Source organism: Brevibacillus migulae, assembly GCF_004521915.1.
Taxonomy (GTDB): Bacteria; Bacillota; Bacilli; order Brevibacillales; family Brevibacillaceae; genus Brevibacillus_F; species Brevibacillus_F migulae.
This window is the reverse complement of record NZ_SDKD01000002.1, coordinates 347,481-361,730: the sequence shown is the minus strand read 5'-3', so window position 1 is coordinate 361,730 and position 14,250 is coordinate 347,481. Positions and strand designations below refer to the sequence as shown.

Below are 14,250 nucleotides of genomic sequence, written 5' to 3'. Positions count from 1 at the left end.
AGCTAGGACTTGCCTTTTTCCTGGATGAGTATCGGGATTTCCAAAGCTTTGATCACGTGTTCCATTTCACGGCGGATTCCAAACCAGTTTTTGTTGGTATGGCCAGCCATCAGAATGCGCTGATCTTCGCGATGGACCCAGATGCGTCGATGCTGCCAGTAGGAGCCCATCACTACCCCAACCATGAAGATAAACGCCCCGAAGTAAATGAACGGCACCGCCTTGTCCTTACGCACCATCAGACCGGTAATGTCAATCAAATCCGGCATCTTGATATCCAATGCATATCGAGGGTTTTCGGTATCGGAGATAAAGCCGCCCTGCAGGTATACAAGCTTTTCCTTGGTTCCGTTATCCGCGGAGATTTCGAGTGCAAACATCGGGTTTTGCGGCTGATTGCTTTTCGTAGCAGGTTTTCCGTCAGTCCCCATGATGAAATCCGGGAAATACTCGATCACCCGCACTTTCACATTTCCGATCTGCTGCTCGGTTTGGGGTGAATACAGATCCAGCTTCAGATTCCCCAATGCTTTGTTCCCCGCTTTGCTGTCAATCAGGACAAAATTCAAAGCTCCGAGCTCCATTTCCCTTACCCCTGATTGATACAGGGCAAGATCCTCGTAAACCATCGGGTGGTTCACAACGATCGGCCCTTTTTGAATTTCTACCAGATCCGGTTCTGCACCAGGTAGATCCGCATTTTTATTCAAGTACAAAATGGCGTCCGTCCGATACGTTTTCGGGATAACCTTCCCTTGCAGATCTAGGTTCTGGGCCATTTCATTTTCATCCCAATAAACGGTCTGATAGTTTTCATTTTTCACGTAGTACGGCGTTTCCGGTACGGCGACAGTTTGTCCCTCACGCACCCAGACGAATTGATCCAGATGGAATCCGGGAATATTACGCGCCAGCACACCTAACAGAAAGAGAATGAGTCCGATATGGTTGATATAAGGGCCCCATCTGCTGAAGCGAGCCTTCTCTGCCATTAGGGAGTCGCCCTCGCGATAAATGCGATAGCCTTTTTTGCCCAGCTGCTCTGCCGCTTTTGTCATGAACGCTTCAGTGTCAACAGCTGCTTCCGAGCTGGTCTCCCCGAAAAGTCTTTGCCCTGTTAAAAACGACCTGTGCTGATTCACACGCGGTTTGCTTAACGCTTTATACAGCGGAATGATCCGGTCCAGACTGCAGATGACCAGCGAGGTGCCGATCATCACGAGCAGAAGCACGAACCACCAGGAGGAATACAAATTATGGAATCCTAGCAAGTAGTAGACTTCACCAAGCTTTCCATATGTATCCGCATAGAAATTGGCCACGTCTGCTTCTGTCGGGACGGGCACCGGTATGTAGATTTGTTGCGGAAATATCGTCCCCACCGCGGCAGCGATGAGTGTGATGACAATCAAGTAGATTGCTACTTTTACGGAGGAGAAAAAATTCCAGATCCGGTCGATGATCGTCCGCGAGTAGGTCTGCGAGCGTCGGGCCATCCCCTCATAACGCATGTCAGGAAATGCTTGCTGCTGCGCGTCATGCGTGTCCCGAAAATCGACCGGCTTTCCACAGGACTCGCAAAGCATTGTCCCGATTGGATTGGTATGTCCACATTCACATTTACGTGTATCCATGCTGTTTCCTCACTTATTCCAGGATGTTCGCCACCTTTTGTGAAATGATCGCGTCGTTCATCTGTCCGATGAAAATTTCTTCAATCTCTCCATCCCGATCAATGAAAAAGGTGGTGGGAATCGGGCCAATTCGATACATCTTCGTAATTTGCAGATCCCGGTCAAGGAGAATCGGAAACGACACGTTGTATTGCTTCACAAACGATTGGATCGCAACCGGCGTTTCTCCAATGTTCACCCCAACCACGACCAGCCCTTTATCCTTTAGGGCATCATACTGTTTTTGCAAAGCGGGCATTTCTGCCTTGCAAGGTTCGCACCAGGTTCCCCAAAAGTTGAGGACTACGGCTTTCCCCTTCAAATCTGACAGCTTCATGGCCGGACCGTCCAATTGCGGCAAGCTGAAGTTTGGGGCATCGTTCCCTGCTTTTACGACATTGGGATCTTTTACAATGCTTGAGTATAAAGCGAATACGAGGGCGAGTAACAACACACCCAGGATCGCGATACGGACGTAGGTTCGATTGCTTTTGTTCATCTGTCGGGTCACCCTATTTCCTGTAGTTCTACCTTTTTATTATAGCGTTCCGCAAATGGCAGCAAAGGCAGATTTATGAACGAATTTTGAACGATGTGCGAACAATCACAGCGTTTTTTGTACAACCTCGCGTTTTAACCGTTCTACTTCTTCCTTGGTCAAATGGCGATATTCTCCCCTTTTAACCCCGGCCAAAGTCAAAAATCCCAGCCTGATCCGCTCCAGTGTCAAGACCGGGTGACCGATCGCTTCACACATCCGGCGCACTTGCCGGTTTCGCCCTTCATGGATGGTGATCTCCAGGAGGGTCCGCTGTGCTTCCTGCTCAATCACTCTTGCTTCCCCGGGAGAGGTCATGCCGTCTTCCAGACGTATGCCCGTCGCCAGCTTTTTCACCGCCTCTTTGGAAGGGGTGCCTTTTACCCATGCCCGGTACACTTTGTCGATCTCAAAGGACGGATGGGCGATCCGGTTGGCCAATTCGCCGTCATTGGTCAATAGCAGTAGTCCCGATGTATCATAATCCAGTCTTCCTACTGGATACACGCGCTCTGGGATATCCGTCAACAAGTCAGTCACGACTCGACGCCCTTGTGGATCATGCAAGCTTGTAATCACACCTGTAGGTTTATGCAGCATTAGATAAATCAGCTTTTCCAAATGGATCGGCTTGTCATCCACCAAAATGGCATCGTTTTGCGGATCCACCTTTGTTCCTAATTCTGTCGTTACCGTTCCGTTCACTTTTACCCTGCCTTGTGTGATTAATTCTTCACACTTGCGACGAGAGGCAACACCTGCTTGCGCCAAGATTTTTTGCAGTCTTTCCATCTATGGTTCACCTCTTCCCCATCATACCCATTTCTATCAGTGTGGACAACAAAAAGGAAAAAACTTCCCCTATCCGGAGAAGTTCTCAGAGAAAGATCATATAGACGACAATGATCGAGGCAATTACGCCAGCCAAATCTGACCACAGTCCTACCTTCAGCGCATAGGCGCCATTGCGGATTCCTACCGCCCCAAAGTAGACGGTCAGTACATACAACGTCGTGTCTGTACTTCCCTGCATCGTCGCCGCCAGCTTGCCCAGAAGCGAGTCGGGGCCATACTGCGCAATGATATCCGTGGCGATCGCCAATGACCCAGTGCCCGATAGGGGGCGCAGCAAGGCAAGCGGAACGATTTCGGCCGGGATATGCAGCCACTCGATGAACGGCTCCAAGACTTTCAGGAGCAAATCGAGAGCCCCAGAGATGCGAAACATGGTAATGGCGACCATCATCGCGATCAAATGGGGCAAAATTTTGATGACGGTGACCAGACCTCCGCGTGCCCCTTCCACAAAGCTTTCATATACGGGCACACGCTTGTGCAAGCCATAGACAAGAATAAATGCGATCAGGAACGGAATCGCCCACAGGGAAAGCAGCGAGACCCATTGAACCATACTCTCTCCTCCTATCGCGAGCGACGTTTCGTTCGATGTCGGTACCAGCGATCCAGCAAGATTGCGAAAATTGTCGCTGCAAAAGAGGCAAGCAGGGTGGAGCCCACGATCTCAACCGGGTTGGCTGAACCATATTGCATCCGAATCGCAATCATGGTGGTCGGAATCAGAGTGATGCTGGCGGTATTGATCGCGAGTAAGGTACACATGGCTGGGGAGGCAGTCTGTTTATCCGGATTCAGCTTTTGCAGCTCCTCCATTGCTTTCAATCCCATTGGAGTAGCAGCATTCCCGAGTCCCAGCAGATTGGCACTCATGTTGGACAAAATGTACCCAAGCGCTGGATGTCCATCGGGGATATCCGGGAACAACCGGCGGACGATCGGTGCCAATGCTTTTGCGAACAGCTCCATCAATCCGGCCTTCTCTGCGATCCGCATCATGCCCATCCAGAAAGCAATGACACTCAAGAGGCCGAATGCAACGGTGACACCGGTTTTCGCCCCTTCAAAGGCTGCCTGGTTGATCACTTCAATCCTGCCATTCCATGCTGCTACGATGATGCTGATCAGGATGAGTCCAAGCCAGATGACGTTAAGCATCGAGGAGGCCTCCCGCCGCTATCCGCCATAGCTTGCTCCAAAATGACTCCTTCGCATGGAAGCCAAGCTGCGATTTCAGCGTAGGCACTGCTTCTTTTACCGTCAACGGAATCTGTCCAATCGGCTGATTCCCCAGATAGATTTGCAAAAACCCAACATGCTTGCCGACCATTTGCTTGCCCAGCCGAGGCTGCAGCAGATTGACTCTGGACGTGACTTGTGTAGTCTCGGATCTCGTCAGTGGATAGACAAAATCATTTTCGGTGATCAATTGGAGCTGATCTTCACTTGCGAAAACAGGAGCATCCGGATCGATCGCTTCCCCCTTCCCCACCAACTTAGTCGGTTTGAACGTCTGGAACCCCCAGTCCATCATTTTCATGGAGTCGTTCCAATCGTCGGGTGCATTTAGCGTTATGGCGGCTAGTTGGCGTCCATCCCGGGTCGCAGATGAAGCCAGGCATCGTTTGGCGAGTTTGGTGTAACCCGTCTTTACACCATCAGCCCCCTCGTAAAGATGCAGCAGCTTGTTTTTGTTCTGCAGACGTCTGTCCCAGCTTTCTCCCTCCCAGGAGATGCTCTTCACCTTGGTCGAGACGATTTGCCGAAAGGTAGGGTTTTTCAAGGCATACGCCGATAGCTTCACCATATCATTGGCAGTGGAATAATGCATATTGCTGTCGTCAAGTCCGTGTGGGTTCATAAAATTGGTATGCGTCATTCCGATCAGGGCTGCCTTTTCGTTCATCTTGTAGGCAAAGCCTTGAACCGAACCGCCGATATGGATGGCGATGGCCGTGGCGGCATCATTTCCGGAACGAAGCATGAGACCATACAGCAGCTCCTCCAGCGTCAAGCGCTCCCCCTTTCTCAGGTAAATGGAGGAGCCTTCCACCCCTACCGCTTCGTCTGGAATCTGGATGACGTCTTTCAAATTTCCTTCTTCTATCGCGACAATCGCCGTCATGGTCTTGGTCAGACTGGCAATCCGCATTTTTTTGTCGCCATTTTTCTGATACAAAATGCGCCCGGAAGCGACATCGATCAGGGCAGCAGCTTCAGCGGAAATGCCTAGCGCTCCCTCGGCTGCTTTTGTCTCTCCCAAGGGCAACAAAAAGGCTTGCAACAGAAGAAAAACGACGAGTACGCCGGATAATCGCTTCAGGTACTTCATAACGTCCTCCCCATCGTTTGGTAAACTTCCCGATTGGTACAAGTATATGGGGACGAGTGTTTAGATAGTACCGGAACAAATCCGTGACTAGTCGTTTTCTTTGTCTATTCGGCTGGAGAAAAGCGCGGTCGCTTCCTTGCGCGCCTCTTCGACATTCAAATTGACGGGAGGCTCAGGCAAATCGTCGAGGGAACGCAAACCGAAATGCTCCAAAAAATCTTTGGTGGTGGCATACAAGATCGGCCGGCCAATCCCTTCCGCCCTTCCCGCTTCTCGAATCAACTGCTTGGACAGAAGCGTCTGCAGCGCTTTTTCACATTTCACCCCGCGAATTTCCTCGATATCCGATCGGGTCAATGGTTGCTTGTACGCGATTATGGCGAGGGTCTCCAGGGCGGCCTGCGACAATGTCGACTGACTCGGCGAGGTGGCGAGTTTCTCGAAGTAAGGCACATGCTCCGGCAAGGTCGTCAATTGGTACGCCTTCGCTACCTCCACGATTTGAATCCCTCTTCCATTGCGGCGAAAATCGGCTTTCATATCCTCCAAGAGATCGATCACCGAATCCTCGGAAAGCTCGACGATTTCGGCAATTTGCTTGGCGTCAATTCCTTCATCGCCAGAGATGAAAAGAAGGCCTTCGATGATTCCCTTGATTTTATCGAAATCCACTCATGATCTCTCCTTAGATGATGTATCGCAAATCAGAATGTCTTGAAACAGCTGGTTTTGAATGCAGGTAATATGCTTCGCTTTCATCAGCTCGAGCAACGCCAAAAAAGTGGTGACAATCTCAGTCCTCGTCACACTTCCCGAGAACAGCTGATAAAAACGGATCATCCCGCCCCCGACCTGCAGCAGCTGGCGGATCTCTTTCATCCGGTCTTTGATGGAAATCTCCTCACGCGAAATCTTGGCCACGGGCTCCTTGTCCACCACGCGCTTGATCATTTTTTCCAGCGCGCCAAGGAGATCGTAGAGCGTCACGTTTTTCACCGGATTCTCTTCTTCCCGCACGTATGGGGTCAAATCCTCCGCCGGTCGCGTGAACACGTGGCTGCGCCCAATCTCCCGCTCCCGCAGCTCCTCTGCCAGCAGCTTGTACCGTTTATATTCCAGCAATCGCTGCACCAACTCCTCGCGCGGATCGACTTCCTCCACATCCATGTCGAAGAGAGGCTGGAAGACTTGCTCTTCCTTTTTGGGAAGCAGCATTTTGCTTTTGATCGACAAAAGGGTCGCCGCCATCACCACAAATTCACTGGCGATGTCCAGCTGCATTTCCTGCGCGCTTCTCAAAATCGACATATACTGCTCTGTGATTTCTGCGACGGGGATGTCATAGATGTCTACTTCCGCTTTATCAATCAAGTGCAAAAGCAGATCCAGCGGACCCTCGAAAGAATCTAGTTTGATACTGTATGCCAATACAATCCCGCCCTTATGCTTGTAACACGTTCTTGGTTGATACTACCCTGGTGTTTTCCGATTAAAACATGGATACGATTTGTCTAGCGGCTGATTCGATCCCGTCGATCATCAACCCCAGGGGAATCCCTAGGATCGTTGAACTTACCCCCGGCAAGAAAATCATCAGAAGCAGCACCCAAGGACCATACACATCCAGTTTGTGGAAAAACGGATCCCAGCGCCGCGGCGCCAAAAAGCGCAAAATGTTGGAACCGTCCAAAGGATGAATGGGCAGCAAATTGAAGACAAACAGACCACAGTTGATCACTAATGAAAACATCAGTGTATAACCAATCGCGTCAAAAACCTTTTCATTTACACCGACCAGTAAACCGTAGCGATTGACTACCTGAATGATGATCGCAAACAGTAAAGCCAAAACCACGTTCACCAGCGGACCAGCTGCAGCAACCATCACCATGCCAAGCCGCTTGTTCCCGCGAAAATTGAACGGATTCACCGGCACAGGCCGTGCCCAGCCAAACGGCCCGAACAAAATGAGAATCATCCCAAACGGATCAATATGCGGAATCGGATTTATCGTCAGACGGCCTTCTCTCTCAGCAGTGGGATCCCCCAGCTTCCAAGCTGCATAGGCATGTGCCCATTCGTGGAGGGAAAACGCAATGACAAACGCAATCAAGCGAAATGGGACTGTCTCCCATTCGAAATGAAAAAGATTCATGTCTTCCTCCTGATTTGGCAAAATCTCTCCATTAGGATACCAAGAGAGTGGGTGGGATACAAGCAGGATTCCAGAAACAACCTGCATGATTCTAAGAAGAAAGACACCAGCTTGTCATCACTGGTGCCTACCCGATCATTCGTTAATGGATTACTCTTCCCACACTTTTACTTCTTTCATCTTGTCGCCTTGCTTGATTGCGTCGACATGCTCCATGCCCTCGGTTACTTTACCGAATACTGTATGTACGCCGTCCAAATGAGGGAAGGAATCGTAGCAAATAAAGAATTGGCTGCCACCGGTGTCTTTCCCCGCATGCGCCATAGAAAGTGCTCCACGAACGTGTTTGTTTGGATTGCCGGAAGTTTCGCACTTGATGGTGTAGCCAGGACCGCCTGTACCTGTACCATGTGGGCATCCGCCTTGCGCCACGAAACCAGGAATCACACGGTGGAATGTCAAGTCATTATAGAAATTTTCATTTGCCAGCTTTTCAAAGTTTGCAACCGTATTTGGCGCTTCATCAAAGAAATCAATTTTGATCTCTTTGCCATTTTCAAGCGTAATCAGACCTTTTTTCATTCGTCTTGCCTCCATCCATCTGTTTGGTAACCCATTCATTGTAACATGGAGGACAGGTCACGTCCAATGACTGACTGTCGATGATGTCGTGACAGGAATATCGCAGACAAATACGGTACCCTCTTGTTCTTTTGCCAGCTTCTTGATTTTCGCAGCCTGTATGGATATTTCTTCAACCGAAGTAAAGCGAGTCGGAAAAGCATACACACCAGCCATGGACATCGATAAAACGGGTGTTTGCTGCTTCTCCTCTTCCCCTTTTTGGTTCAAATCTGCAAAGCATGCTGTAAATGACTCCGTAATGTATGAAATCATGGCGCTCGCATGAGTCATGGTGGTAATAATGATAAAATCATCGCCACCAATATGGCCGACAAAATCAGCGGTATCACCGGCAAGCTGGACACTCGCTTTGAGCAGTGCGGCCGTCCGTTCGATAATTTGATCGCCTGCCTCGAAACCGTAGCGATCATTGAACCACTTGAATCGGTCTAAGTCGCAGTACACAATCAAAAACTCTTCTTCCCGCTGCAAGCGCTGCAATATCTCTCGTTCGATCATCAGATTTCCCGGCAAACCCGTCAACGGATTGGCAAAAGTGGCCAATTCCAGCTTGATGCTTGCCATCTTGTCCAAAAGACTTTGGACGGAAAGGATCCCTGAATACTCCCCATTCTCGTCAACCACAATTAGCACATCGTACAGATGGAAGGCATCGCGAGCCATGGCGCGTTTGGCGACATCATCAATCAGATCGTCCTTTTGGATAATGAGCGGACTATGGTTCATGATTTGCGCAATCGGCCGCTCATAATACAATGCGATCCCATATTGCCCGCCAAGAATCTGGTATAGCTGAAAGCGCATGATCAAGCCAACCGGTTTCGCTCCCCTCAATACAACGATGCTTTCAATCCGACGATTCTGCTCAAACATTTGATGTACCGCTTTGACTTTGGTATGTTCCTCGACATATACCGTCTTGGTGACGATTTCGGAGACATCGCGGGAATAAACGATTTGATCCCGCGCATGATTCTTCCGCTTTGCGTCCATCATGCGAATATGGTTCATGGCTTGGCCGGAGATGTTGGTCATCCCTTTTGCAGGCTTCCCCAAATAATAGCCTTGGCCATACCCGACCCCCAGCTCAATCAAGGTTTGCAGCTCACGCTCGGTCTCAATCCCCTCTGCGATGATTTTGCATTTGACCTTTTCAGCAAACTGCACAAACGTCTCCAGCAGCGCTTGCTTGATGGAATCCGTATTGATATTTCGGATCAAAGACATATCCAGCTTGATGAAATCCGGATATATTTCCGTAATCGACTCTAAGCTCGAATATCCCGCTCCTGCATCGTCTACCGCGATCAAGTACCCTTTTTTCCGATACTCCTCGATGTTTTTCCGAAACACGGCGTAGTTGGTGATCGCATGCCGTTCCGTGATCTCCAGCACGATGTTATGCGGATTCAATTGCATGTCATCGAGCTGCTTGGTGACGTGGCCCCGCAATAAAAACGGGTCGTCAATTGCACGCGGGTCCAGATTCATGAACATCTTTTCGGATGGCTTCAGATACCGCAAATGTTCCAACGCCCGTTTGCGGCAGATATGTTCGAGCTGAAACACGGTATCTGTCTCCTCGGCAAATGAAAACAAGGACAGTGGAGAATGGAAGGGAGTCTGTTCCGGCCCCCGTGCCAATGCCTCCCAGCCAAGGGGCACCCCATCGCGCAAAGAAACGATGGGCATAAAATGCATCGTGATCTCTTCTCCATGCAGCAGTCTGTAGTATTGCGTGATCTGGCCATACTTTTCCGAGGTAAGACCATATTTGGCCATATGGCCCGCATGTTTCACCGAAGTATACATTTCCTTGACAATGTCGTGTCCCGGCATTTCCGCAAACCCGATATGCACCCGCAAATCCTCATGATTCACAAAGCTCGCTTGCTCATTCAATGCAAATTCAACCCGGTCCTGAATGCTGATCGATAACATCCGGCACTCCTCTTCGTTCACCCCGCGAGGAAATGCCACATAAATGGAGAAATCATCCCCCCATAATCGTTGAATTCCCAGTACCTTCCCTTTAATTTCCAACAATTTGAGCGCTTCATTGAAAAGTGTCCGTTCAAAAATGCGCAATACGCGCTTCGCAGCGTGATCGCCGTATCGGGTTTCGATTTCGGTCAGTTTCACAATATCGATATAAAACATAATGACGCTTGCCCCTCTGGACTTTTCCTGAGCAATTGTCTTTTTCAGCTTGTATCGTTTTTCGGAAGAGTAAATCCGCTCCCGCCGGAACCAATTCATCAGGGATGGCACCATGTTGTTACGTTCCTCCTTCACCATTCACCCACATTATGGCAATGAAACGTGAAGCCAGTGTAAAGGCAAAGTGAAGGAATCAATAAGAAAAACTTCAATGGAAGTGCTCTCGAAGAAGTTGTCAAGTTCTTCTTTAGCGGAAGTTATTCATGCTCTATCATGTTGAATGGTCGTGATGTTTATACTTACTGATTCAATAAAAAAAGACAGCACTTCATCGAATGTGAAGAGCTGTCTTGGCTTTTACTTTAACGATGGACGTGCTGCCGATTCAATGGGCGGTCGTGACGAATAATATCGTTCAGGCTTTCCCGCTCCACGACAACATCCGCCTCGCCGTCTTTGACAAACACCACCGCTGGTTTGGCAATACGGTTATAATTGTTTGCCATCGCGTAGCCGTATGCTCCTGTGCAAGGCACAGCCAAAATATCGCCAGCGGTTCCTTTTGGCAGCTTGACATCCCAGATCAGCATGTCGCCCGATTCGCAGCATTTGCCGGCAATTGAGACGAGATCATCCGCCTCTTCTTTCATCCGGTTCGCAATGAATGCTTCATAGCGAGCTTCATACAAAGCTGGTCGAAGGTTGTCCGTCATCCCTCCGTCAACCGCTACATATTTGCGGACACCAGGGATTTCCTTGATCGACCCAATCCGGTAGAGCGTCGTTCCCGCATCGCCGACAATGCTGCGTCCCGGCTCAATCCAGATTTCGGGCAATGGCAATGATGCTTTGTCGAGTTCTTCTCGCACGGCTTTGGTAATCGCCTTTACATATTCCTCAGGAGAAAGCGGAGTATCTCCTTCCACATAGCGGATGCCAAAACCGCCGCCGACATTCAGCACCTCGCTGATAAAGCCGAAAGATTCCCGTGCCTGCTTCAAGAGATCAACGAGACGAGCGATGGCAATCAAAAAACCGTCTGTTTCGAAGATCTGGGAACCGATATGACTGTGTACACCAAGCAGTTTCAGGCTCGCACTGCGATACGCCGTTTCCATCGCCTGCAAAGCTTGCCCGCTCAGGACATCAAACCCGAATTTCGAATCCTGCTGCCCGGTAGAGATGTATTCATGCGTATGCGCTTCTACACCCGGTGTCACGCGAAGCAACACTTGCACAATCTTGTTGCTTGCTTCAGCCAACTCTTCCAGCATGGCAAGCTCATAGAAATTGTCTACGACGAAGCAGCCAATATTGGCATCCAGGGCCATTTGAATTTCTTCCAATGATTTATTGTTGCCGTGAAAATGGATGCGGTCGGCTGGAAAGCCCGCCTGTAAAGCTGTATATAATTCACCGCCTGAAACAACGTCAAGAGAAAGGCCTTCTTCCTCCGCCAGCTTGCACATCGCCAGCGTGGAAAACGCTTTGCTCGCATAAGCGACCTGAAACTTGAAGCCTGACTCTTCGAACGCTTTCACAAAGGCGCGGCATTTGTTACGGATAAAAGCTTCATCATACACATACAGCGGCGTCCCAAATTGCTGCGCCAGCTCGGTCGTGTCACAACCGCCAATCTCCAAATGACCACGTTCATTGATCCGACTCGTTCCATGCATATACATTTCTGCTTCCCCCATCTCTCCACGATATGAAAAAACAACTGACATCAAACACGTCAGTTGCTGTTCATACTAGGTTCAACCGATGTGTAATTTTATGAATAACTATACCACATCCGTTTATTTCTTGACAATGGTTGGTCTTCCCTCTCAGACTTACTGCCGCGTAGGATTTTGCCCACGGACAATGCTTGGCCGCTTCCCTTTAAGGGGGACGGGCATACGGATCAATGTATCTTTAAACGCCTGATAGTTAAATGGAATCAGCGGCCAGAGATATGGTGTATTCAACGAGCGGGTCAAAGCCAGCACAATGAGGACAAAGGAAACACCCGCCATGAACCCCGTCAATGAGAATATTCCGGTCATGAACACAAGAAAGATCCTGGTGATGCGGTTTGCGAGACCAAGCTCGTAGCTGGGCGTAGCAAAATTGCCAATCGCCGCTACCGCGATGTACAGGATGACCTCTGGTGAAAACAGGCCTACTTTTATTGCGACCTCCCCGATCAGAATCGCCGCGATCAATCCCATCGCCGTCGCCAGTGGCGAAGGCGTGTGGATCGCTGCCATGCGCATCAGATCAAGACCCAGTTCAGCCAATAAAAACTGGGCAAGGAGGGGGATGCTGCCTTGCTCTTTTACGCCAATGAAGTCAAGCTCTTTCGGCACATATTCCGGATGCATGACCATGAGAATCCAAAGTGGCAGCAGAAAAATAGAGGCCAGGATGCCCAAAAAACGAACCCAGCGCAGATACGCTCCTACAACCGGTGTTTGCCGGTACTCTTCGGCGTGCTGTACATGGTGGAAATAGGTCGTTGGCGTAATCATCACGCTTGGCGAAGTGTCGACAAAGACCAGGACATGACCTTCCAGCAGGTGAATGGCCGCAACATCCGGTCTTTCTGTATAACGAACCATCGGAAAAGGATTCCACGTCTTTCCAATGATAAATTCCTCGACTGTCTTTTCCGCCATCGGAATCCCATCTACATTTATTTTTTGCAACCGATCCTTCAATTCTTCGATCAGTTTTGAATTCGCGATATCCTTGATATATGCGATCGCTACATCCGTTTTGGAGCGTTGACCGATCTGGATCACTTCAAACCGCAGACGTTCGTCGCGAATACGCCGTCTGGTCAACGCGGTATTGATCACCAAAGTCTCGGTGAAACCGTCGTGCGCACCACGGACCACCCGCTCTGTATCCGGCTCCTCGGGCTGCCGCCCCGGAAACTTTTTGGCATCCATAATAATGCCTCGGGTCTCCCCGTCAATGATGATTCCTACCTGACCCACCAATAGCTTATCAATAAATTCATCTCTCGTTTTGACCGTTGCCAACTGGAAAAAGGGGATGTACTTATGATACAGCTCTTCAAACACGTCCGTATGCCATTCCTTGTCCTTCAGGTCATTCAAGTCACGCATGACCATGGTGACGATCGCGCTGTCAGCAAATCCATTTATGTAGTAAATCAGCAGTTTCTTTTCTGCGACGGTGAATTCATGCACAGCCACATCAAACGTTTCCCCCACACCGAGCATGCGGTCCAGTTCTGCCTTGTTTTCTTCAATGTGCTTGTGAAGGGGCTTTTTCTCCGTTTTCTTCTCTTCGGGCGGTGCTTGCATCATGCAATTCACTCCTTTCGAGTATCCATTTCACTGCCTTCAAGGTAATCGGACATCCGTATCGCAAGTGGTCTTTTCCGTGCATTTTGCCGATGTCACCAATTCCAATGACCAAGGGGATGTTAACCCTCCCCAGGATGTCAACGGTATCCCCGTAAATTTGATTTTCCAGAGCTTTGTCCCGATACCCATCCTTGTCAACGGCATCATCCACGATATTTCCTTCGTTATCAATGGAATATCTGACTTTTGTTCCCTTGACCCATCTGGTATTGGATGCGACCGCGATCGCCCCGAGCACTTGAATGTCCGGATGCTTGACGACATACTCGATGGCTTGTTCTCCTCTTCCGCTCCCGTAGTCGCCATTGTCATCAAACATGACCAGCACGGGGTCGCTTGCCGCCATTTTGATGAGCTGTACCATCTGCTGACCTGTGAGCGGCGTAGGATTGCCCGCCGACAGTGAAATGCAGCGACCCCCTACTTCTTTTGCCACTTTTTCAACGGCTCGCTGCGCAATGGGATCGCCATCCGTAATCAGGATCACTTTTCTTCTACGACCCTCCATT

The 14,250-nt window shown here is 49.7% G+C and carries 14 protein-coding genes; all 14 read right to left on the bottom strand.

The window, feature by feature from the left end:
* Positions 1 to 2: 2 nt before the first annotated feature.
* Positions 3 to 1,634, bottom strand: coding sequence for a cytochrome c biogenesis protein ResB (resB, locus tag EIZ37_RS03945; RefSeq protein ID WP_134683251.1), 1,632 nt, complete (start codon positions 1,632 to 1,634; stop codon positions 3 to 5).
* Between the two features lie 13 nt (positions 1,635 to 1,647).
* The gene (gene resA / locus EIZ37_RS03940) at positions 1,648 to 2,172 is read right to left on the bottom strand and encodes a thiol-disulfide oxidoreductase ResA (protein WP_134683250.1); all 525 of its coding nucleotides are present in this window, start codon (positions 2,170 to 2,172) and stop codon (positions 1,648 to 1,650) included.
* A gap of 105 nt (positions 2,173 to 2,277) precedes the next feature.
* A complete protein-coding gene (locus tag EIZ37_RS03935; RefSeq protein WP_134683249.1) occupies positions 2,278 to 3,003 on the bottom strand; it encodes a pseudouridine synthase in 726 nt (241 codons plus the stop codon).
* A gap of 85 nt (positions 3,004 to 3,088) precedes the next feature.
* Entirely contained in the window at positions 3,089 to 3,622 is a 534-nt protein-coding gene (locus tag EIZ37_RS03930) for a spore maturation protein (RefSeq protein WP_134683248.1), read from the bottom strand.
* Between the two features lie 11 nt (positions 3,623 to 3,633).
* Entirely contained in the window at positions 3,634 to 4,224 is a 591-nt protein-coding gene (locus tag EIZ37_RS03925; RefSeq protein ID WP_134683247.1) for a nucleoside recognition domain-containing protein, read from the bottom strand.
* Positions 4,217 to 5,398: a D-alanyl-D-alanine carboxypeptidase family protein gene (locus EIZ37_RS03920; protein ID WP_134683246.1), complete on the bottom strand. Its 1,182-nt coding sequence runs from the start codon at positions 5,396 to 5,398 to the stop codon at positions 4,217 to 4,219. The genes EIZ37_RS03925 and EIZ37_RS03920 overlap by 8 nt, the downstream gene beginning before the upstream one ends.
* A gap of 87 nt (positions 5,399 to 5,485) precedes the next feature.
* Positions 5,486 to 6,070, bottom strand: a complete 585-nt coding sequence (scpB, locus tag EIZ37_RS03915; protein WP_134683245.1) for an SMC-Scp complex subunit ScpB — start codon at positions 6,068 to 6,070, stop codon at positions 5,486 to 5,488.
* Positions 6,071 to 6,826: a segregation/condensation protein A gene (locus EIZ37_RS03910; protein ID WP_134683244.1), complete on the bottom strand. Its 756-nt coding sequence runs from the start codon at positions 6,824 to 6,826 to the stop codon at positions 6,071 to 6,073.
* 61 nt (positions 6,827 to 6,887) lie between these two features.
* Complete coding sequence (locus tag EIZ37_RS03905; RefSeq protein WP_134683243.1) at positions 6,888 to 7,553, bottom strand: site-2 protease family protein; 666 nt, start codon at positions 7,551 to 7,553, stop codon at positions 6,888 to 6,890.
* A 150-nt stretch (positions 7,554 to 7,703) separates the two neighbouring features.
* Positions 7,704 to 8,135, bottom strand: a complete 432-nt coding sequence (locus EIZ37_RS03900; protein ID WP_134683242.1) for a peptidylprolyl isomerase — start codon at positions 8,133 to 8,135, stop codon at positions 7,704 to 7,706.
* Between the two features lie 57 nt (positions 8,136 to 8,192).
* Positions 8,193 to 10,472: a GGDEF domain-containing protein gene (locus EIZ37_RS03895; RefSeq protein WP_134683241.1), complete on the bottom strand. Its 2,280-nt coding sequence runs from the start codon at positions 10,470 to 10,472 to the stop codon at positions 8,193 to 8,195.
* A 248-nt stretch (positions 10,473 to 10,720) separates the two neighbouring features.
* Positions 10,721 to 12,043 (bottom strand): diaminopimelate decarboxylase, encoded by a 1,323-nt coding sequence (gene lysA, locus EIZ37_RS03890; RefSeq protein ID WP_134683240.1) that lies wholly within the window; start codon positions 12,041 to 12,043, stop codon positions 10,721 to 10,723.
* A 153-nt stretch (positions 12,044 to 12,196) separates the two neighbouring features.
* Positions 12,197 to 13,681, bottom strand: coding sequence for a spore germination protein (locus EIZ37_RS03885; RefSeq protein WP_328591340.1), 1,485 nt, complete (start codon positions 13,679 to 13,681; stop codon positions 12,197 to 12,199).
* The gene (locus EIZ37_RS03880; protein WP_134683239.1) at positions 13,620 to 14,249 is read right to left on the bottom strand and encodes a stage V sporulation protein AE; all 630 of its coding nucleotides are present in this window, start codon (positions 14,247 to 14,249) and stop codon (positions 13,620 to 13,622) included. Before EIZ37_RS03880 ends, EIZ37_RS03885 begins: the two co-directional genes overlap by 62 nt.
* Position 14,250 lies beyond the last annotated feature (1 nt).

Excerpts from the sequence above, each read along its gene's own strand:
- EIZ37_RS03905 (WP_134683243.1), bottom strand. The coding sequence starts at position 7,553 with ATGAATCTTTTTCATTTCGAATGGGAGACAGTCCCATTTCGCTTGATT.
- EIZ37_RS03880 (WP_134683239.1), bottom strand. The coding sequence starts at position 14,249 with ATGGAGGGTCGTAGAAGAAAAGTGATCCTGATTACGGATGGCGATCCC.
- lysA (WP_134683240.1), bottom strand. The coding sequence starts at position 12,043 with ATGTATATGCATGGAACGAGTCGGATCAATGAACGTGGTCATTTGGAG.
- EIZ37_RS03925 (WP_134683247.1), bottom strand. The coding sequence starts at position 4,224 with ATGCTTAACGTCATCTGGCTTGGACTCATCCTGATCAGCATCATCGTA.
- EIZ37_RS03920 (WP_134683246.1), bottom strand. The coding sequence starts at position 5,398 with ATGAAGTACCTGAAGCGATTATCCGGCGTACTCGTCGTTTTTCTTCTG.
- EIZ37_RS03895 (WP_134683241.1), bottom strand. The coding sequence starts at position 10,472 with ATGGTGCCATCCCTGATGAATTGGTTCCGGCGGGAGCGGATTTACTCT.
- EIZ37_RS03885 (WP_328591340.1), bottom strand. The coding sequence starts at position 13,681 with ATGATGCAAGCACCGCCCGAAGAGAAGAAAACGGAGAAAAAGCCCCTT.
- resA (WP_134683250.1), bottom strand. The coding sequence starts at position 2,172 with ATGAACAAAAGCAATCGAACCTACGTCCGTATCGCGATCCTGGGTGTG.
- EIZ37_RS03935 (WP_134683249.1), bottom strand. The coding sequence starts at position 3,003 with ATGGAAAGACTGCAAAAAATCTTGGCGCAAGCAGGTGTTGCCTCTCGT.
- resB (WP_134683251.1), bottom strand. The coding sequence starts at position 1,634 with ATGGATACACGTAAATGTGAATGTGGACATACCAATCCAATCGGGACA.
- EIZ37_RS03930 (WP_134683248.1), bottom strand. The coding sequence starts at position 3,622 with ATGGTTCAATGGGTCTCGCTGCTTTCCCTGTGGGCGATTCCGTTCCTG.
- EIZ37_RS03900 (WP_134683242.1), bottom strand. The coding sequence starts at position 8,135 with ATGAAAAAAGGTCTGATTACGCTTGAAAATGGCAAAGAGATCAAAATT.